This window comes from Microbacterium sp. BG28, assembly GCF_034044005.1.
Lineage (GTDB): Bacteria > Actinomycetota > Actinomycetes > Actinomycetales > Microbacteriaceae > Microbacterium.
The window spans coordinates 105,247-125,641 of record NZ_JAXCHA010000001.1 but is presented as its reverse complement, the minus strand read 5'-3'; the positions used below and the strand labels follow the sequence as shown (position 1 = coordinate 125,641).

The following is a 20,395-nucleotide window of genomic DNA, read 5'->3' as shown; positions in this document are numbered from 1 at the left end:
ATCCGGTGTCAACCCTCTTTCTTCGTGCACGAACGACCTCCATTCTCATTGCTGCCACACGGCTGCGTGTGGCGGATACTTCCCGCGTGGATCGGATCGATACCGAGCCCGCCGGGAGGGGATCGCACAGGGTGGGGATGCGCCCGTGATCGGCGCGCGAGGAGGGCAGTTGGGCAGGGTGGATTCCGCGGTTGTCGTTTCAGGTGACGGGGCGTGAGGGAGGGGGCGCCCTCTCGCCGTGGACTGCAGACGGATGACCCGCAACGCGCGCAGGAGTCGGTGAGTGAGCTCTTCAACACCGCGATGGTTCTGACCGCCGACCCTCCGACCGGATTCCGGTATCAGATGGCCGCCGTGAGCGACGGCAGCCTCATGGCCACGGCACTCCGCTTCGGTGGATCGAGCCGCACAGGCGCGGAGGAGTTCCCCGAGTTCATCGTCGCCCATGCGGTGGCGGGTCGTCATCGGTGGTCGGTGGGGAAGGAGAGCGGCGACGGTCGCATCCCGTTCCTGGTCCCGCCCGGGACGAGGTTCGAGGCGCGTTTCTCGCAGCTGCAGCTGCGCGCCGTCACGATCGACGCCGACACGTTCCATCGAGTCTTGCGCGCAATGCTGGGGGAGGAGCCGCCGCGTCTTCGGACCGATCGGGTCAACGGCGCCGCGGAACGCCACGTGATCGTCGCGGAGACGCTGCGTTTCATCGAGGCGACCCTGCTCGCCGACGAGACCGTGGCCACTTCGCCGCTTCTGCGCGCCCAGTTCACCCACCAGCTGGTCGCCGCCATCGCGACGTCGTTCCCGTTGCTGGGCGAGCACTCGCGGACGCGCGCGCACTCGTCCCCGCGCACCGTGCGGCGGGCGATCGCGTTCATGGAGGAGCGCGTCGCCGACCCGATCACGATCGGCGACGTCGCGGTTGCTGCAGGCACCTCGGTACGCGGTCTGCAGCTGGCCTTCCGGCGGTCGTACGAGATGTCGCCGTCGGCGTTCTTGCGCCGCATCCGGCTCGAGGGCGCGCACACCGATCTGATGGCGGCGGATGCGGGCGCCCGCACGGTGCGGGAGATCGCCGCGCGGTGGGGCTTCGCCCATACGGGCCGCTTCGCGCACCTGTATGCGGAGGCCTACGGCGAGCCGCCCTCGCACACGCTGCGGCGCTGAGCGCGCGTCGGGGACATTTCGTGCGCGCTCGGAGTGGACTCCGCGGGCGCGCGGGAGCGCTCGCATACCGTGAACGGCATGGGACAGATCTTCTACGGGGCGGGCGAGACGGCGGTGGAGATCGAGGATCGCGCCCTCGCCCATCTCAAAGTCGTCATCGCCACCAAGCTTCGCCGCGGCGAGAGCTTCACGGTGTCGCTCACGCATCCGGACAGTGAAGAAGGTGGGCGAAGCACCCTCTGGTTCGCCCCCTCCATCCCGTTGCGCTTCGTGTTCGACGACCCGGAGCCCGCCGAGATCAGCCGCGAGTGGATCGAGGAGCTCGCCCGCTCGGCCCACTCCTCGGGGGGAATCGTGCTCGTTCCGGAGCGCGATGAGCCCGGGGGCGACGCGGGGTGAGCGGCGACCGCGCGCGGGCGACGGCGACCGCCCGTGTTAGGATCGCTCCTTGGAAGTGTGTCCGAGCGGCCTAAGGAGCATGGCTGGAATCCATGTAGGCGGGGTAACTCGCCTCGCAGGTTCAAATCCTGTCACTTCCGCCACGGAGAACCCCGTCCGAACCACTGTTCGGGCGGGGTTCTCGCATGGTGTCGGTGGTCAATCGTTGCGGCGCCGCTCGACCAGAACGGTGTCACGCCATTGGCCGGCCCACGGGCCGTAAGCCATGAGAGCGATCCGCTCCCGCCGCCCGACGCGACGGAAGCCGGCGCGTTCATGGAGCGCGAGACTCGCGAGATTCTCCGGGAAGATGCTCGACTGCACCGTCCAGACGCCCGCGTCGTCCATCGCGTCGAGGAACGATCCCAGCAGAGCCCGCCCCACGCCGCTTCCCTGGGCTCTCGCCGCGACGTACACCGAATGCTCCACGACCCCGCGGTAGACCGCGCGGGTCGAGACGGCGGATGCCGCGATCCAGCCGACGACGACGCCCTCCGCGTCCACCGCGACGAGCCGGCCGGCATCTCGCTTGCCGCCGTCGAACGCATCCCATTTCGGCGGTTCGGCTTCGAAACTGGCGTTGCCCGTGGCGAGGCCCTCGCCGTAGATAGCCTCGACGGCGGGCCAGTCCCCGGGCCGCATCGCGCGGATGCCGCCCGTCCTCACGGGCGGAGCCCGCTCGCGGCGCTGTCGAGCACGTCGGTGACCGCGCGGAAGTACGCCCAGCGACCGCGCTGCTCACGCGTGGCGAGACCTGCGTCGACGAGCACCTTCATATGGTGGGAAACAGTCGGCTGAGACAGTCCGACGGGCTCCGTCAGATCGCAGATGCACGCTTCGCCGTCGCGGGATGCGGCGATCAGCGACAGCAGGCGCACCCGCGTGGGGTCGGCGAGCGCCTTGAAGGTGCGGGCGATCGATTCCGCCTCCGCGGGTGTCAGCGCGTCTCCGGCCGGTGTGGAACAGCACTCGACAGCATCGGGTGGCAGGAGCGGGAGCGGAGTCGGCATGCTTCGATTGTGCACCTCGTATTGACATCTGTCGATGGATGCCGGAACCTCTTCTCATCGACGAACGTCGATATGGACGAGGAGTAACGGTGGACGAAGCACTTCCCGTCGTCGTGATCGGCGCCGGCCCTCAGGGCTTGGCCGCCGCCGCCCATCTGACTGAGCGGGGGATCCCGTTCGTGGTGCTGGAAGCCGGCGGCGCGCCTGTCGCTGCGGTGCTCGAGTGGGCTCATGTGCGTCTCTTCTCGGACTGGTCCGAGCTGGTCGACGCCGCGGGCGCCCGGCTGCTGACCACGACCGGGTGGACCGCCCCGTCGACGGGCCACCCCACCGGAGCGCAGTGGATCAGTGGCTATCTCGCTCAGCTCGCCGACCTCCTCGGCGATCGAGTCCGATACGGTGCGCGCGTCGTCGGGGTCTCCCGCCTCGGCCGCGACCGACTCGTCGACGCCGGACGTGGTGACCGACCGTTCACCGTGCACGTCCGGCCGACCCAGGGCGAGGAGTATCGGTTGCTCGCTCGCGCTGTCATCGACGCGTCGGGCACCTGGGCTTCTCCCAATCCAGCAGGCGCAGACGGCCTCCCCGCTCTCGGTGAGCGCGATGTGGTCGACAGGCTGTCGTACCGGATTCCCGACATGCGGACCGACTCGAGGTTCGCGGGTGGGCACACCGTCGTCGTCGGATCCGGGCACTCCGCGGTGACCGCAGTGCTGGCCTTGGCGCAGATCGCTCGTCGTGACCCCGCCACCCTCGTGACGTGGGCGGTGCGCCGCACAAACGCAGGGAATGCCTTCGGGGGCAGTGATGCGGACGAGCTCCCCGCGCGCGGAGCCCTCGGCATCCGCGCGAAGGAAGCCGTGGATGCCGGTCTGGTCTCGCTCGTGACCGGGTTCCGCACGGAACGTGTGGCCGCGGACGACGAGGGCGTGGTGCTGATCGCCGAAGACGGTCGTCGCCTCGTCGCTGATCGGGTCATCGTGCTCACCGGCTTCCGCCCCGACCTGTCGTTCCTCTCGGAGCTGCGCCTGCAGCTCGACCCGGTGCTGCAGGCTCCCGTCCGTGTCGCCGCCGAGGTGGATCCCAACGTGCACTCCTGCGGCTCGGTCGCAGCCACGGGCGCCGCCGATCTGGCTCACCCCGAACCGGGCTTCTTCATCGTCGGTGCCAAGTCCTACGGCCGAGCTCCGACCTTCCTTGCCCTCACCGGCTACGAGCAGGTGCGCAGCGTCGTCGCGGAGCTGGCGGGCGACCACGAGGCAGCACGACGCATCGAGCTGATCCTCCCCGAAACCGGAGTGTGCGGTGGTGCCGGGTCGTTCGACGCGACAGACGGATCGATCGGCGGCGCATGCTGCGCACCGGCCGTACAACTCATCCCCCTCACCACCATCACGCCCGTCCGCTCCTGATCCGAACCGAGAACGTCATGACCGATTCCACCAAGCCCGCCGTCCTCTTCGTCTGCGTGCACAACGCCGGCCGCTCGCAGATGGCCGCGGGCTACCTCCGAGCCCTCGCCGGCGATCGCATCGATGTCTTCTCCGCCGGAAGCGAGCCCGGCAACGTCATCAACCCCGCCGCCGTCGCCGTCATGGCCGAAGAGGGGATCGACCTCTCCGGCGCCTCCCCGCAGATCCTCACGACGGACGCCGTGCGCCAGGCGGATGTCGTCATCACCATGGGATGCGGGGATGCATGCCCGATCTTCCCCGGCAAGCGTTATGAGGACTGGCAGCTCACCGACCCGGCCGGTCAGCCCGTCGACATCGTGCGCGAGGTCCGCGACGACATCAAGGGCCGCGTCGAGAGACTCATCGCCAGCCTCGGGTAGGACGTCGCCGCGGTCTACAGCGGTCGTCGAGCGTGCTCGTGCCAGCCCGCGCCGGCAGCGGTCGTGCCGGGACGGATGACGAGAGAGCGCGGCGCGACGACGGCGAGGATGCGGCGCGGGGCTGCAGCGGCATCCATCAGCCCCCGACGTACGCGCGAAGCCGCTGCGGCGAGGCTGCTGCCGTCATGGCTCGACGCCGTGGATGCGGGCGCGTAGCTGGCGTGCTCGATGGCGTCGACGAGCGGCCGCAGATCCCCCGCCGGGGCCCCCGCCGCGATGAGGCGCTCCGCCAGCGCTCGCGGGGAGGCGCTCGCGGGTACCGGCAGTCCCAGATCGATCGCGGCCTCTTCGACGAACAGCCACGCGGCGCTCGCATCGCCCCGCGCGCCGAGGAGCAGGCGCCGGCGGCCACGCAGCGCGTGCGCGAGTGCGGGCGCGGCCAGCAGCAGGATCGCCGCGATCGTCACCCACACGGCGGGAATGATCGCGCCGGTTCCGGCGCTGTCGTTGACGGTGCCCGCCTGCGGGCTGTCCGGGGTGTCAGGACGTTCGGTCGCGGCCGCAGTGGGGGTGGCGGCCTCGGTCGGCTCGGGGGATGCGGAGTCGATCTGATCCGGCGAGGTGCCCACGCCGCTGGAGAACACGGTCGGCACGCCCAGGCTGTTGGTCGGCTCGAACGGCACCCAGCCGATGCCCTCGAAGTACACCTCGGGCCAGGAGTGCAGCAGGTCGCTCGAGACCGAGTACACGAGGTCGCCGTCGATCCGATCCGTCGTGGCCGTGCCGGGCAGGTAGCCGATCACGATGCGCGTCGGCATCCCCAGAGACCTTGTCATGGCGGCGAAGGCGGATGCGAAGTGCACGCAGTAGCCACTGCGCACCTCGAGGAACTGTCCGATCGCGTCGACGCCCGCTCCGTCGAAACCCTCCTGAACGGGTGCGTCCAGCGAGTAGGTGAACGCGCTCGAGCGGAACCAGCGCTGCAGAGCGAAGGCGGCGTCGTAGTCGTTGCTCGTCTCGGCGGTGACGGCCCGGGCGAGCTCGGAGACGTTCGCCGGGGTGTCGTCGGGGATCTCGCGAAGCTCGGGATCGACGTCGGCGCCGCGGGAGGTCGCGGCACGGATCTGCTCCAGCGTGGGGGTGGGCGTCTCGGTGATGACCTCGTAGCTCTGGCCGCGTGAATCCCCGTCCTGGCTGACGACCGTGCGGTTGTCGGCCACGATGCCCCAGTCGCCCGTCAGCCCGCCGATCGCCGTCGCGGGGAAGGGGATGGGCAGGTATGGGGTGTTCAGCTTCACGATGTCGATCTTCGTGTCGGCGCTGACGCGAGAGACATCGGGGTCGGTGCGCACCGGGCCGAACCCGGGCCCTCCGCCCACCGGTGTCGCATCGCGCTCGTCCGGTCGCCAGACCTCGCCCGCGAAACTCGACAGCGTCACGGCGCGCAGGTACGGCGCGCGGGGCTCCGAAGAGCGCACCCGCAGCACCTCGACGGGGTTCGGTCGGCGCAGGTCGTCACCGAGACGCAGGGTGGGGTTGATGCCGCTGCTGCCGGCCCCGCTGACCGCTGCCTCGCCGTCGGGGGCGGGCAGCAGCGGCGTCACGATGACCGCCACCGCGATCGACGCGACCGCGATGAGGGCGGCCGACACGGCGGCCGGTGCGCCACGCGGGCCGGTCCTGCCGCGGCGGGTCCGCGTGTCGGTCGCGAGGAGGAACAGGATGCTGGCGGCCAGCAGCACGAAGGCGAACACGTCCATCGCCGCAGGCACCGCGATCGTGGGAACGACAGCGACGGCGACGAGGGCGATCGCGGCGAGCAGCGGCATCCGCGTCGTGATGACGACGTGATCGAGCACGATGGTGAGCGCCCCGATCGCGGCGACGACGAAGAACGATAGTGCGGGCGTCGCGGTCAAGGGCGCCGCACCCACCGCCATCTCCTGAACGGCCGAGGAGATCAGCGCGCTCACCGCGTCGAACGACGCGGGGGACGGGACGAGCCCGCCCCACGCGCTGTCGCGCAGGTACAGCAGGGTCAGCGCGAGCACCCAGACGACGACGTCGATGCCGGTGACCACGAGTCCCGCGACGCCGACGCGGCGCAGCACGGCGCCCAGAGCAAGGATGACGGCGGCCAGCCCGAAACCCGCCGCGACCCAAGCGCCGGGTGCGATCACGCGCATCACCGGAAGCGTCGTGGCGATGAGCGCCACGAAGACGCCGACGGCCAGCGCCGCCTGCCCCTGCGCGCGCGCGGTCTTCTCAGCCGGCATGGGGGAGCCTCTCCGAGACCGCGTCGCGCCACGCGTCGGCGACGTCTCGGCCGAGCGCCGCGGCCGTCCAGCCGGTCGCCGCGTCGAACGCCCCGGGCGCGGGAGCGGTGCTGAGCAGCACCGGGAAGGCGCTGTGGTGGCCCACGGTGGCGAGCATCGCCGCATCCGTGGGCGACAGCACGCCGGTGACGAGCACGAGCGGACCCGTCGCCTCGCCCACGAACAGGCCCGCCAGCGCACCGAGACGGTCGTCCAGCCGTGCCTGCACCGTCGCCAGCATCAACATCGCCGCCTCGAGCGCCGGCGCATCCGCCGGCTCGACGTCGTCGCACAGCGGGGCGCCGTCGGGCTCGACGAGGGCGACGGTGTAGCCGTCGGCGACGAGTCGTGCCAGCGCCGAGGCGACAGCGCCGACGGCCGCCTCGAAGGCGGGATCGGAGCCGGTTGCCTCCGTCGCCTCGGGGGAGAAGCGACCCAGCGCGCGATCGAAGACGATCGTCGCCTCGGGCGAGCTCTCCTGCTCCTCCTGGCGCACCATGAGCTCGTCGCGGTGTGCCGAGGCCCGCCAGTGGATGCGGCGCATGGAGTCGCCAGGTGCCCACGGGCGGGCGATCACGTCGTCCGTGCCCTGCCCGAGCCGGTTCGTCGCGCGAGAGAGGCTGCCGCCGGAGGAGCCGGCCACGCCCGCCAGGGAGAGGAGCTCCTCGACCGCGGGCGTGACGACGAGGCGCGTCAGCTCGCCCTGGGCGACCGTGCGACGGGCTATGCCGAACGGGTCGAGGGAGCTGACCTCGAAAGGGCCGATCCAGTGGATGCCGCGGCGGAGCACCCTGGCCCGATAGCCCACGACGACCTCTCGGTCATCGCGACTCAACCCCGAGGAGACGGCGGGGAACGTGCCGGGACCACCGCCTTCGATGCCTTGCGGCATCGTGTCTCGCCAGCGGCCGCCAGAGGTCGGAAGCGCCGTTCGTGCCCCGACCCGCACGGTCACCTCGACCTCATCGCCCGCATCCGGAACGGCGGGCACGACGGCGCGGGTGACGTCGGCACGGCCGCGCGTGGCGAACACGGCCACCAGTGCCGCGATGACGAGCGAGACGAGGAGGAGCCCTACGAACACCAGCTCGACGAGGCCAAGCTGGTTCGCGGCGGCGAAGCAGGCGAGCGCGAGCACGACGGCACCGGTTCCCCGCGCCGTGAGCGGCCAGCTGCGTCTCATGCGTTCAGGCGCGTGCGGCGAGGGGAACGCGGACGCTGTCGATGATCCGCTCCAGGATCTTCGGTACCGAGTGTGAGTCCGAGCCGCGGGTGCTGGAGGAGCGCGTCGCGATGATCCGGTGCGCGAAGACGGGCACGACGAGCGCCGCGATGTCGTCGGGGATGACGAACGCGCGCCCCTCGAGAGCCGCCCACACTTTCGCGGCCCGCACCAGCTGGAGGGTCGCCCGGGGGCTCGCCCCGAGGCGCACCTCCGGATGCGTGCGCGTGGCCTGGGCCAGCGCCACGGCGTACTCCTCGATGGCGGGCGCGACGTGGATGCGTCGGGCCCAGGCGATGAGCTCCAGCACCTGGTCCGCGTGCACGACGGGGCGGAGATGGGACAGCGGGTTCTCGGTCTCGCGCTGGCGGAGCATGAGCGCCTCTGCGGCCGCATCCGGGTACCCCATGGAGATGCGCATCATGAAGCGGTCGCGCTGCGCCTCCGGCAGTGCATACGTGCCCTCCATGTCGAGAGGGTTCTGCGTCGCGACCACGAGGAACGGATCCGGGAGGTGGTGCGCTTCGCCGTCGACCGTCACCTGGCGCTCCTCCATCGCCTCGAGCAGCGCGGACTGCGTCTTGGGGGAGGAACGGTTGATCTCGTCGGCGATGACGATGTGCGCGAACACCGCGCCGCGCTTGAACTCGAACTCGCGGGCGACGGGATCGAACACCGACACGCCCGTGACGTCGCCGGGAAGCAGATCCGGAGTGAACTGTATGCGGCGTACGGTCGCGTCCACGGATGCCGCCAGCGCACGCGCGAGCATCGTCTTTCCGACGCCGGGAACGTCCTCGATGAGCAGATGGCCCTCGGCGAGCAGCGCCACGAGCGCGCTCCGCACCGCATCGGGCTTGCCGTCGATGACGGTGGCGACGCTCTTGCCGATCGCGCGCGTCAAGCGGGTGAACCGCTCGGCGTCCATCGCGGAATCGACCTCGTCGGTGAGGACTCGTGCGGTATCGGTCATGCCGGATGCCTTCCCGTCGGCGCGATCGTGTCCCGATCGTAACGTGCGCCGCGGAGCATGGGGCGGGGTATTCGCCGTGAGCGAGCGCATGCGGGCTGGGTTAGACTTGTGACAGCTCTCCGCGAGGCGGCATCCAGGCCAACTCCCCCAGGACGGAAACGTAGCAAGGGTAACCAGGCTCTGCCGGGTTCGCGGAGAGTCTTTTCTTTTCCCGTCGATGTGTCGCGAGCGTAGGGTGGCGCCGTGCACCGGGACACCCTGCAGGATGAGCTCAGCCGCATCCTCGGCGTCGCGGGCGACGGCGTCCCGGGCGACGTCCGGGTGAGCGGGGCAGCGGACCTCGACGGCGCCCTGCGGGTCTCGGCCCTCGCAACGACGGCGATGAGCGCGCTCGCCGCGGCCGTCGATGCGCTGCTGCGGCGAACTTCTGGCGAGCCCGGTCTCGAGGCGCGCGTGGATCGCGCGCTCGTCGACACGTGGCTCGGCCGTCACATCCGACCCGCGCAGGGGTCGTTCCCCTCGCCATGGGATCCCTTCTCGGGGGCTTTCCCCACGGCCGACGGGTCGTGGATCCGCACGCACGCCAACGCGCCGCACCATCGGGCGGCCCTTCTGGTCGCACTGGCGCTGTCCGACCCGCAGACCGTCGAGGAGCTGTCCGCCGCGATCGCCTCCCGCGGCGCGGACGAGCTCGAGTCGGCGATCGTCGCGGCGGGCGGTGCGGCGGCAGCGTTTCGCAGCCCGGCGGAGTGGATGCGGTCCGTGCCCGGCTCCGCCGTCGCTGCGGAGCCCCTGATCGCCCGCACGGACACGGGCCCGGCGCGCGCGGGTTCGATGTGGCATCCCGAGCCGGCCAGACCCCTCGCGGGACTGAGAGTGCTGGATCTGACCCGCGTCATCGCGGGGCCCGCCGCCACGCAGGTGCTGGCAGGCCTCGGTGCCGACGTGCTCCGCATCGACCCCGACACGTGGGACGAGCCCGCCGTACTGCCGTACGTCATGGCGGGCAAACGCTCCGCCCGCCTGGACGCGACCACTCCCGCCGGGCGGCGCACGCTCGCCGACCTGCTGGCTGCCGCCGACGTGCTCGTGCACGGCTACCGCGCGGGGGCTATCGACCATCTGGGGCTGGGTGAGGGCGAACGCCGGCGCCTGCGCCCCGGACTCGTCGAGGTCGGGGTCCGCGCGTACGGATGGAGCGGACCCTGGGCCGGTCGACGCGGATTCGATTCGCTCGTGCAGTTCTCGACCGGCATCGCAGACATCGGCAGGCGGCGCGCGGATACGGCGACGCCTGTCTCGTTGCCCGTGCAGGCCCTCGACTGGACGACGGGGTACCTCGCGGCCGCCGCTGCCGTCGCCGGAATCACCCGCCGTCAGGTCTCGGGGCGTGGCAGCACGTGGCGACTGTCGCTCGCCCGTACCGCCCATGCGCTCACGACGCTCACGAGGGAGGGCGCCGCCTCCGCCTCCGCCGGCGGCGCCGATTCCGTGTTCGGTGCGGAACAACGGATCGAGACGCACGACGGTGCGCTCCTGCTCGCGCCGCCCCCATTCCGGGTGGGCGAGACGACCCTGCGCTTCGACCATGTGGCCACTCGCCTCGGCGGCGACCCGCCCGCCTGGCTGTGAACCGCCCCTCATTCCCGTCCCGGCATCCGCCCTCTTCCCCGCGAGACTGTCCCCACGCCCTCTCCACGCCCGCTGCGCGGACTCGGAGCCTCTGGGCGCGTGGGCCCATATCCCGCACGAGATCAAGGTCCTTACCCGTGATCTCGTGGCGGAAATGCTGTTTCGCGGGAAGTGAGGGCCGGAGGGTGGATACGTGAGCGGGATGGGAGGCGGGGAGAGGGGCTGCCGGGGGAGCGGATTTTATTCACGGACGCCTCATCTGGCTCCTCACATGAGGCGCGCCTAGGCTGATCGGGTGGCTCAGAGCATCCTCATCACGTCCGCGGAAGGTCATTCGGGAAAGTCCACGATCGCATTGGGAGTGCTCGAAGCGCTCAGCCATGCGACCGCGCGCGTGGGCGTCTTCCGTCCCATCGCCCGTTCGACGACGGAGCGCGACTACGTGCTCGAGATGCTGCTCGATCACGACGGCGTAGACCTCGCCTACGACGACTGCATCGGCGTCGGCTACGACGACATGCACGCCGACCCGGATGCGGCCCTCGCGCGCATCGTGGAGCGGTACAAGACCGTCGAGGCGCAGTGCGACGCGGTCGTCATCCTGGGCAGCGACTACACGGATGTGGGCAGCCCCGCCGAACTCGGCTACAACGCCCGCATCGCCGCGAACCTCGGCGCCCCCGTGCTGCTGGTCGTCGGCGGTCGCGCCCAGCAGGGCCAGAGCGAGCAGCTCGGTACGAGCGATCCGCGCACGCCCGCCGACATCGCCCAGATCGCGAAGCTCTCGGTCGGCGAGCTGCGCCAGGCCCGCGCGGAGCTGTTCGCCGTGGTCGCCACGCGCGTCGACCCCGCGATGCTGGACGAGACCATCGAGGCCGTCCGCGACATCGTCCCCGCCGGTATCGAGGTGCCTGTGTGGGCCCTTCCCGAGGACCGCTTCCTGGTGGCCCCGACCGTCCGCGGCGTCATGCGCTCCGTCGATGGAGAGCTCGTGAAGGGTGACGAGGAACTGCTGACCCGCGAGGTGCTCGGCGTGATCGTCGCGGCCATGAGCCCCGCCAACGTGCTCCCGCGGCTGAGCGACGGGGCCGTCGTGGTCATCCCCGCCGACCGCACCGAGGTGCTGCTCGCGACCCTGCTCGCGCACGCCTCCGGCACGTTCCCGTCGCTGTCGGCGATCGTGCTCAACGGTCCGTTCCCGCTGCCGGCCGACATCGATCGCCTGATCGACGGCCTCGGGTCGCGGCTGCCGATCATCGCGACCGACCGCGACACCTACGACACATCTGTGCGCATCATGAACACCCGCGGCCGGCTGGCCGCCGACTCGCAGCGCTCCTACGACACGGCGCTCTCGCTGTTCGAGCGGCACGTCGACGGCGCCGAGCTGACGCGTCTGCTGGGCCTGGCCAAGCCCACCGTCGTCACCCCCCTCATGTTCGAGTACGGGCTCGTCGAACGGGCGCGCTCGAACCGCCGCCGCATCGTGCTGCCGGAGGGCGACGACGACCGGGTGCTGCGCGCCGCCGCCACCGTCCTCGCCCGCGGCATCGCCGACCTCATCATCCTGGGCGAGGAGGTCGAGGTCCGCTCGCGCGCTCTGGAACTCGGTATCGACATCGCCGCGGCCCAGGTCATCAGCCCGTTCGATCCCGTCCTGGTGCAGAAGTTCGCCGAGGAGTACACGCGTCTTCGCGAGCACAAGGGGATGACGATGGCGCGCGCCGCCGACACCGTCACCGACGTCTCGTACTTCGGCACGCTCATGGTGCATCTCGGCCTCGCCGACGGCATGGTCTCGGGCGCCGCTCACACGACGGCCCACACCATCCGTCCCGCTTTCGAGATCATCAAGACGCGTCCGGGCGTCGGCGTCGTCTCCAGCGTCTTCCTCATGGCGCTCGCCGATCGCGTGCTGGTCTACGGCGACTGCGCGGTCATCCCCGACCCGACGGCGCCGCAGCTGGCCGACATCGCCGTCTCCTCGGCCGAGACCGCCGACCGCTTCGGCATCGAGCCGCGCGTCGCGATGCTGTCCTACTCGACCGGCGAGTCGGGGTCGGGAGCGGATGTGGAGAAGGTGCGCGAGGCGACCGTGATCGTGCGCGAGCGGGCGCCCGAGCTTCCCGTGGAGGGACCCATCCAGTACGACGCGGCGGCGGACGCCGCCGTCGCCTCGAAGAAGATGCCGGGCTCGCCCGTCGCGGGCCGCGCCACGGTCTTCGTCTTCCCAGACCTCAACACCGGCAACAACACCTACAAGGCCGTGCAGCGCTCGGCCGGGGCGATCGCGATCGGCCCCGTCCTGCAGGGTCTGAACAAGCCCATCAACGACCTGTCGCGCGGCGCGCTGGTCGAGGACATCGTCAACACCATCGCGATCACCGCGATCCAGGCTCAGGGCGATGCGCCCGCATCCGAAGGGAAGGCATGAACGTGAGCGTCGTTCTCGTCATCAACAGTGGCTCGTCCTCGTTCAAGTACCAGCTGCTGGACGTCGAGACCGAGACGGCGCTGGCGTCCGGGCTCGTGGAGCGCATCGGCGAAGGCATGGGAGCGGCCAGCCACAAGGTGCACTTCACGGGTGTGGGGGCGGCGGCGGTCGATGCGACCTACACGCAGGAGCTGCCGATCCCCGACCACGCCGTCGGCTTCCAGGTGATGCTCGACGCCTTCGCCGAGCACGGTCCGTCGCTGATCGAGAACGCCCCGGTCGCCGTCGGGCACCGGGTCGTCCAGGGCGGTGCGCGCTTCTTCCAGCCGACGCTCATCACCGACCTCGTCGAGATCAACATCGATGAGCTCTCGGTGCTGGCCCCATTGCACAACCCCGGCGCCGTGCAGGGGATCCGTGCGGCGCGTGCGGCCTTCGGCGACCTGCCCCACGTCGCCGTCTTCGACACCGCCTTCCACCAGACACTGCCGCCGGCTGCCTACACGTACGCCATCGATCGCGCCATCGCCCGCAAGCACCGCATCCGCCGGTACGGGTTCCACGGCACGAGCCACAAGTTCGTCTCGGAGTCCGTCGCCGCGTACCTCGACCGACCGCTGCGCAGTCTCAAGCAGATCGTGCTCCACCTCGGCAACGGCGCATCCATCACCGCCATCGACGGAGGACACTCGGTCGAGACGTCGATGGGTCTCACCCCGCTCGAGGGGCTCGTGATGGGCACCCGCTCGGGAGACCTGGACCCCTCGATCCTGCTCGTGCTGGCGCGACGCGAAGAGATGTCTCCGGCGGAGCTCGACGCATTCCTGAACAAGAGCAGCGGGATGCTGGGGCTCGCCGGCGTGTCGGACATGCGCGACATCGAGGACCGCCGGGAGGCCGGCGACGGTCCCGCGTCGCTCGCCTTCGACGTGTACATCCACCGCCTTCGTGCCTACATCGGTTCCTACATCGCCCAGCTCGGCGGCGTCGACGTGATCTCCTTCACGGCGGGCGTCGGCGAGAACTCGCCCCTCATCCGCGCCGCGGCCCTGGAGACGCTCGGTTTCCTCGGCGTCGAGCTGGATGCGGCCGCCAACGAGGAGCGACGCAAGGGCATCCGCACGATCTCCACCCCGGACTCGTCGGTGACCGTTCTCGTGGTGCCGACGAACGAGGAGCTGGAGATCGCGCGGCAGGCACTGGCCGTCGCCCGCGTCGCCTGAGTCCGCGACACCGACGCGTAACCTGCCGCGACTACGCTGGGTGCGCCCGGTCGAGCGCAATCTTGGAGGCTTCGTGACCGACCTGCCCGATCTGTCTTCCTACGACGCGGTGCTCTTCGACCTCGACGGGGTGCTCACCCCGACGGCCGAGGTGCACATGCACGCCTGGCAGACGATGTTCGAGGAGCTGTTCGCCGCGTGGGGCATCACCCCGCCCTACACCGAGCAGGACTACTTCCTGCACCTGGACGGCAAGAAGCGCTACGACGGCGTCGCGAGCCTGCTGCGCTCGCGCGACGTCGAGGTGCCCTGGGGTGAGCCCGACGACGATCCGTCGGCGGACACGGTCTGCGGCATCGGCAACCGCAAGAACGAGGTCTTCGCCAGGGTGCTGCGCAGCGAGGGGATCGCGCCCTACCCCGGCTCGTTGCACCTGGTCGACCAGCTCCGCGAGCGCGGCGTGCCCGTCGCCGTGGTCTCCAGCTCGAAGAACGCGGAAGAGGTGCTCGCCGCCGCCGGCATCCGCGACCGGTTCGCCGTCGTGATGGACGGCGTGGTCGCCGAGCGCGAGAACCTCGCGTCCAAGCCTGCACCCGACGTGTTCCTCGGCGGCGCGCGGATGCTCGGAGTCGATCCCGCGCGCAGCGCCGCCGTCGAAGACGCGCTGAGCGGTGCCGCATCCGCTCAGGCCGCGGGCTTCGCCCTGGTCGTGGGCGTCGATCGCGGCGTCGGCGCCGAGGCGCTGCGCGCCGCCGGCGCGGATGTGGTCGTCGACGACCTCGCCGCCTTCGTAGACTGAGCCGGTTCTGTCGCGATACCCGATCGCATCTTCCTCACCCGAATCCCCGGCCGTGTCATCGGCGGAAGGCATGTTCATGATCGATAGAGACCGTTTCCCGGTCGACCCGTGGCGACTCGTCGAGCGTTCGTTCGACATCGACGAGGCGGGCGTCACCGAGACGCTGTTCACCGTGGGCAACGGATATCTGGGGCTGCGGGGGAACCAGCCGGAAGGGCGCTTCGGCCACGAGCAGGGCACCTTCATCAATGGCTTCCACGAGGTGTTCCCGATCCGTCACGCCGAGCAGGCCTACGGGTTCGCCGAAGTCGGCCAGACGATCATCAATGCCCCCGATGCCAAGATCATGCGCGTCTACGTCGACGACGAACCGCTCTCGTTCGATCTCGCCGAGATCCTCGAGTACGAGCGCATCCTCGACCTGCGCGACGGGGTCCTGCGCCGCCACCTGCTCTGGCGCACGCCCTCCGGCAAGGAGGTGCGCATCGACTTCGAGCGCATGGTCTCGTTCGAGGAGAAGCACCTCGCGCTGATGAGCATCGAGGTGACCGTGCTCAACGCCGACGCCCCCGTGACCATCAGCTGCCAGCTCGTGAACCGCCAGGACGGCGAGGACGTGTACGGCGGTCGGCCGGCGAGCAAGCTCAAGGCCGGCTTCGACCCGCGCCGCGCCGAGCGCATCGAGGAGCGGGTGCTGCAGCCGCAGGAGTTCTGGCAGGACGGCGCGCGCTCCGTGCTCAGCTACAAGGTGACGCACTCCGAGATGACGCTCGCCGTCGCCGCCGACCACATCGTCGAGACCGCGAACGAGTACACCGCGCGCACGCTCATCCAGCCCGACATCGCCAAGAACGTGTTCCGCGTGCAGGCGAAGGCCGGGGTCCCCGTGAAGGTCACGAAGCTCGTGAGCTACCACACCTCGCGAGGGGTGCCCGCGGCCGAGCTCGTCGACCGGTGCCGCCGCACGCTCGACCGCGCCCTCCAGGAGGGCGTGGCGAAGCAGTACGCCGTGCAGCGCGCGTGGCTCGAGGCCTTCTGGGACCGCTCGGACGTGCGCATCGCCGGACACGACGACCTGCAGCAGGCCACGCGCTGGTGCCTCTTCCAGCTCGCGCAGGCGGCGGCCCGTGCCGACGGTCTGGGCGTGCCCGCCAAGGGCGTCTCGGGCTCGGGATACAGCGGGCACTACTTCTGGGACACCGAGGTGTACGTGCTGCCCTTCCTCACGTACACGAGCCCGCACTGGGCGCGCAACGCCCTGCGGATGCGGGTGCACATGCTCCCAGACGCGCGCCGCCGGGCCTTCCAGCTCAACGAGGCGGGGGCGTTGTTCCCGTGGCGCACGATCAACGGCGAGGAGGCTTCGGCCTACTACGCCGCAGGAACCGCGCAGTACCACATCAACGCCGACGTGAGTTTCGCGCTCGCCAAGTACGTGCGCGCCACCGGCGACGTCGACTTCCTCTACCGCGAGGCTGTCGACATCGCGGTCGAGACCGCGCGGCTGTGGAACTCGCTCGGGTTCTGGCGCGACGAGGTCGACGGTGCGGACTCGTTCCACATCCATGGGGTCACCGGTCCCGACGAGTACACGACGGTCGTCAACGACAACCTCTTCACGAACGTCATGGCGCGATTCAACCTGCGCTTCGCCGCCCGCACGGTGCGCGAGATGGAGCTTGCCGCTCCTGAGGCGTACCGTCTCATGGCCGACAGGCTGGGATTGGATCCGGACGAGCCGGAGATCTGGGAGAAGGCGGCCGATGCGATGCACATCCCCTTCAGTCCGGCGCTCGGCATCCATCCTCAGGACGCCGTGTTCCTCGAGCGCGAGGTGTGGGACCTGGAGAACACTCCGGACGAGCAGCGCCCGCTGCTGCTGCACTTCCACCCGCTCGTGATCTACCGCTACCAGGTGCTGAAGCAGGCGGATGTGGTGCTCGCGCTGTTCCTGCAGGGCAACCACTTCACCGAGGCCGAGAAGCTCGCCGACTTCCAGTACTACGACCCGCTGACCACCGGTGACTCGACCCTCTCGGGCGTCGTGCAGTCGATCCTGGCGGCGGAGGTCGGCTATCAGGACCTCGCACTGGAGTACTTCCTGGACTCGATCTTCGTCGACCTCGCCGACCTCCACAACAACGCGGCGGACGGCGTGCACGTCGCCTCCGCGGGCGGCGTGTGGGCGTCGCTGGTCTCCGGTTTCGGCGGGATGCGCGATCACTACGGCGAGCTCACGTTCGATCCGCGGCTGCCCGCCGCGTGGCCCGAGCTCTCGTACGCGCTCACGTGGCACGCGTCGCACCTGGACATCACGCTGCGTCGTGACGAGATGATCGTGCGCAACCGCGCCGGGGGAGAGGACGTCGCCTTCTCCGTGCGCGGTGTCGCCTACACGATCTCCCCCGATGAGGAGCTCGTCGTGCCGCTGCCCACGCAGGGCCCCGTGCGCGCGGGGCGGCCCACGCTGCAGATGTTCGCCGATGTCAGGCGCGAGGACGGCACGCTGCTGTCCGCATCCGTGCCCACGCTCACCGCTTCGCTTCCCGTCGTGACCGGGCCGACCCTCATCGGCGAGAACGAGGCGCACTTCGATGCCTGACCCGACGTCGCGGGGGGCGAACCCCCCCCCCGCCACGTCGGTGGCACGCCGTAGGCTACTGGGGTGACCACAGCCCTCTACCGCCGTTACCGTCCCGAGGCGTTCGGCGAGATGATCGGGCAGTCCCAGGTGACCGATCCGCTCATGACGGCCCTGCGCGGCGACCGCATCGGCCACGCCTACCTCTTCTCCGGCCCGCGCGGCTGTGGCAAGACGACGAGCGCCCGCATCCTCGCGCGCTGCCTGAACTGCGCCGAAGGTCCCACCGACACCCCGTGCGGCACGTGCGACAGCTGTGTCGAGCTGGGCCGCGGCGGCGGCGGTTCCCTCGACGTCGTCGAGATCGACGCGGCCAGCCACAACGGTGTCGACGACGCGCGCGATCTCCGCGAGCGCGCGATCTTCGCCCCGGCCCGTGACCGGTTCAAGATCTTCATCCTCGACGAAGCGCACATGGTCACCCCGCAGGGGTTCAACGCCCTGCTGAAGCTCGTCGAGGAGCCCCCCGCGCACGTCAAATTCATCTTCGCCACGACCGAGCCCGAGAAGGTCATCGGCACCATCCGCTCGCGCACCCACCACTATCCCTTCCGCCTCGTGCCGCCCGCCGCGATGCTCGAGTACGTGCAGCAGATGTGCGAGACCGAGGGCGTCTCGGTCGAGCCCGGGGTGCTGCCGCTGGTCGTGCGCGCGGGCGGCGGGTCGCCGCGAGACACTCTGTCGCTGCTCGACCAGCTCATCGCCGGCTCCGAGAACGCGGCGATCGGCTACGAGCGTGCGGTCGCCCTCCTGGGCTACACGCACGCCGAGCTGCTCGACGAGGTCGTCACCGCCTTCGGCGATCTCGATGCCGCCTCCGCCTTCGCCGCCGTCGACCGGGTCGTCCAGACCGGGCAGGACCCGCGGCGTTTCGTCGAAGACCTGCTCGAGCGTCTTCGCGATCTCATCGTCATCGCCGCCACCGGCGCGGGCGCGTCCGCCGTGCTGCGCGGCATCCCGGCCGACGAGCTCGAGCGCATGTCGCGTCAGGCCGAGATCATCGGAACGGCGCGCCTGTCGCGCACCGCCGACATCGTCGTGGCCGCCCTCGACGAGATGTCGGGAGCCACGTCGCCGCGCCTTCAGCTGGAGCTCATGGTCGCCCGGGTGCTCGCGAACGCTCCCACCGTCGGCTCGGCTCCCGCTGCTCCCGCGGCGGCGCGTCCGGCTCCGGCAGCCCCGGCCGTCGCCCCCCGTGCGGCCGAGGCTGCGGCCGTGCCGGTTCCGCCGGCTCCCGTCCCGGTCGCGGAGCCCGCGTCCGCCCCCTCCGCCGATGCCCCCTCCGCGCCCTCCGCCGAGCCGGCGGCGCAGGCCGCGTCCGCGCGCGAGATCCCGGCAGGCCCTGTCACGGTGCAGCGGTTGCGTGACGCATGGCCGGAGGTTCTCGGCCGTCTGGAGACCATCAGCCGCAGCTCGTGGCTGATCGCGACGGCTGCTCGCGTCGCCGCGCTCGAGGGCGACATCCTCACACTCAGCTTCCGCAGCCAGAGCGACATCGCCGCGTTCAAGAAGCGCACGGCCGGCGCCGGGCCCAGCGAAGACCTGCGTCAGGCGATCCAGGGCGTGCTCGGCATTCGGGTCAAGTACATCGCGCGCCACGACCAGGACACCGACCCGACCCCGCCCCCGCCCGCGGCTCCCGCAGCGCCCCCCGCCCCACCCCGTGCCGAACCGTCCGCTCCGACGGCCGAGCGTCCGGGTCCTGCTCGTGCGTCCTCCGCGGCTCCGGTCACCGAGTGGGCCGTCGCGCCGATCCCGACCTCGGATGCGGGAGACGCACCCGCGGCGCCCGTCGCCCAGCTGGCCGTCGACGAGGAGCCCGAAGACGCCCAGGCGTCTGCGACGCGCACGCTGACCGTGGCACCGCCCGAGGGCGCCGTGCTGCCCGCGGCCGAGGTGGCGACCTCGTTCGACCCCGACGAGCCGGTCGATCCCGCCGACGAAGAGATGTATCCGACGGATGTGGCGGCCATCCCGCCCGTCGTCCCGCCGCCGGCGCCCGTGCGCCCCGCGCCGACCGACGGCATCCAGCGCTACGGCGAAGCGGTGGTGCGCCAAGTCCTCGACGCGCGCTTCGTGCGTGAAGAGCCCTACCAGCAGCCGACGAGGTTCTCCTGATGTACGACGGCATCGTCCAGAACCTGATCGACGAGTTCGGCCGTCTGCCCGGGATCGGTCCGAAGTCCGCGCAGCGGATCACGTTCCACATCCTGCAGACGCCGAACTTCGATGTCTCCCAGCTCGCCCAGCTCCTCGTCGAGGTGCGCGAGAAGGTGCGCTTCTGCGAGATCTGCGGCAACGTGTCGGAGCAGGACCGGTGCGCGATCTGCCGGGACCCGCGACGCAACGAGACCCTCATCTGCGTGGTCGAAGACGCGAAGGATGTGGCGGCGATCGAGCGCACCCGTGAGTTCCGCGGGCTCTACCACGTGCTCGGCGGCGCGATCAGCCCGATCGCGGGCGTCGGGCCCGACGACCTGCGCATCACGCAGCTCATGCAGCGCCTCGCCGACGGAACCGTGCAGGAGGTGATCCTCGCCACCAACCCGAACCTGGAGGGCGAGGCGACAGCGACCTATCTGAGCCGTCTGCTCACGACGCTGTCGATCCGCGTGACCCGGCTCGCCTCCGGCCTGCCGGTCGGCGGCGACCTGGAGTACGCCGACGAGGTGACGCTCGGGCGGGCCTTCGAAGGCCGCCGCGCGATCTGAGC

General features: G+C 70.7%; 16 protein-coding genes, 1 tRNA gene and 1 other RNA gene. 13 read left to right on the top strand and 5 right to left on the bottom strand.

The features are described 5' to 3' along the window. Positions 1–279: 279 nt before the first annotated feature. The 3 genes from SK224_RS00635 (at position 280) to SK224_RS00625 (ending at position 1,703) form a co-directional block, all read left to right on the top strand. Positions 280–1,161 carry a helix-turn-helix transcriptional regulator gene (locus SK224_RS00635; protein WP_320432923.1) on the top strand — a complete coding sequence of 294 codons (882 nt, stop codon included), beginning with the start codon at positions 280–282 and terminating at the stop codon, positions 1,159–1,161. 78 nt (positions 1,162–1,239) lie between these two features. Beyond that, positions 1,240–1,560, top strand: coding sequence for a hypothetical protein (locus tag SK224_RS00630; RefSeq protein ID WP_320432922.1), 321 nt, complete (start codon positions 1,240–1,242; stop codon positions 1,558–1,560). Between the two features lie 51 nt (positions 1,561–1,611). Further along, positions 1,612–1,703: transfer RNA gene (locus tag SK224_RS00625), tRNA-Ser, on the top strand. A 55-nt stretch (positions 1,704–1,758) separates the two neighbouring features. On the opposite strand, the gene SK224_RS00620 is transcribed toward SK224_RS00625, so the two are convergent. Together SK224_RS00620 and SK224_RS00615 are read right to left on the bottom strand one after the other, a co-directional pair. Next, positions 1,759–2,241, bottom strand: coding sequence for an N-acetyltransferase family protein (locus tag SK224_RS00620; RefSeq protein ID WP_320433774.1), 483 nt, complete (start codon positions 2,239–2,241; stop codon positions 1,759–1,761). A gap of 20 nt (positions 2,242–2,261) precedes the next feature. Continuing rightward, entirely contained in the window at positions 2,262–2,609 is a 348-nt protein-coding gene (locus SK224_RS00615; protein WP_320432921.1) for a metalloregulator ArsR/SmtB family transcription factor, read from the bottom strand. Between the two features lie 89 nt (positions 2,610–2,698). Here SK224_RS00615 and SK224_RS00610 point away from each other — a divergent pair, with 89 nt between their 5' ends. Together SK224_RS00610 and SK224_RS00605 are read left to right on the top strand one after the other, a co-directional pair. Further along, entirely contained in the window at positions 2,699–4,021 is a 1,323-nt protein-coding gene (locus SK224_RS00610; protein WP_320432920.1) for an NAD(P)-binding domain-containing protein, read from the top strand. Positions 4,022–4,038: 17 nt separating this feature from the next. Further along, on the top strand, positions 4,039–4,443 hold the full coding sequence (locus SK224_RS00605) for an arsenate reductase ArsC (RefSeq protein ID WP_320432919.1): 405 nt from the start codon (positions 4,039–4,041) through the stop codon (positions 4,441–4,443). Between the two features lie 14 nt (positions 4,444–4,457). Here SK224_RS00605 and SK224_RS00600 read toward each other — a convergent pair whose 3' ends face one another. The 3 genes from SK224_RS00600 to SK224_RS00590 are packed head-to-tail and all read right to left on the bottom strand — an operon-like array spanning position 4,458 to position 8,953. Beyond that, positions 4,458–6,719, bottom strand: a complete 2,262-nt coding sequence (locus SK224_RS00600) for a DUF3488 and transglutaminase-like domain-containing protein (protein WP_320432918.1) — start codon at positions 6,717–6,719, stop codon at positions 4,458–4,460. Continuing rightward, positions 6,709–7,941 carry a DUF58 domain-containing protein gene (locus tag SK224_RS00595; protein WP_320432917.1) on the bottom strand — a complete coding sequence of 411 codons (1,233 nt, stop codon included), beginning with the start codon at positions 7,939–7,941 and terminating at the stop codon, positions 6,709–6,711. Before SK224_RS00595 ends, SK224_RS00600 begins: the two co-directional genes overlap by 11 nt. A gap of 4 nt (positions 7,942–7,945) precedes the next feature. Then, a complete protein-coding gene (locus SK224_RS00590; RefSeq protein WP_413816745.1) occupies positions 7,946–8,953 on the bottom strand; it encodes an AAA family ATPase in 1,008 nt (335 codons plus the stop codon). Between the two features lie 110 nt (positions 8,954–9,063). Between SK224_RS00590 and ffs the strand changes: the two genes are divergently transcribed. From ffs to recR, 8 genes are all read left to right on the top strand, one after another. Beyond that, positions 9,064–9,160: signal recognition particle sRNA small type (gene ffs, locus SK224_RS00585), an RNA gene on the top strand. Between the two features lie 36 nt (positions 9,161–9,196). Then, positions 9,197–10,585, top strand: coding sequence for a CoA transferase (locus SK224_RS00580; protein WP_320432916.1), 1,389 nt, complete (start codon positions 9,197–9,199; stop codon positions 10,583–10,585). 295 nt (positions 10,586–10,880) lie between these two features. Continuing rightward, positions 10,881–13,019: a phosphate acetyltransferase gene (gene pta / locus SK224_RS00575; RefSeq protein ID WP_320432915.1), complete on the top strand. Its 2,139-nt coding sequence runs from the start codon at positions 10,881–10,883 to the stop codon at positions 13,017–13,019. Positions 13,020–13,021: 2 nt separating this feature from the next. Next, positions 13,022–14,242 (top strand): acetate kinase, encoded by a 1,221-nt coding sequence (locus SK224_RS00570; protein ID WP_320433772.1) that lies wholly within the window; start codon positions 13,022–13,024, stop codon positions 14,240–14,242. A gap of 73 nt (positions 14,243–14,315) precedes the next feature. Next, complete coding sequence (locus tag SK224_RS00565; protein WP_320432914.1) at positions 14,316–15,041, top strand: beta-phosphoglucomutase family hydrolase; 726 nt, start codon at positions 14,316–14,318, stop codon at positions 15,039–15,041. A gap of 76 nt (positions 15,042–15,117) precedes the next feature. Beyond that, positions 15,118–17,643: a glycoside hydrolase family 65 protein gene (locus SK224_RS00560; RefSeq protein ID WP_320432913.1), complete on the top strand. Its 2,526-nt coding sequence runs from the start codon at positions 15,118–15,120 to the stop codon at positions 17,641–17,643. A 63-nt stretch (positions 17,644–17,706) separates the two neighbouring features. Next, positions 17,707–19,800, top strand: a complete 2,094-nt coding sequence (locus tag SK224_RS00555) for a DNA polymerase III subunit gamma and tau (protein ID WP_320432912.1) — start codon at positions 17,707–17,709, stop codon at positions 19,798–19,800. Beyond that, positions 19,800–20,393 carry a recombination mediator RecR gene (gene recR, locus SK224_RS00550; protein ID WP_137417744.1) on the top strand — a complete coding sequence of 198 codons (594 nt, stop codon included), beginning with the start codon at positions 19,800–19,802 and terminating at the stop codon, positions 20,391–20,393. The genes SK224_RS00555 and recR overlap by 1 nt, the downstream gene beginning before the upstream one ends. Positions 20,394–20,395 lie beyond the last annotated feature (2 nt).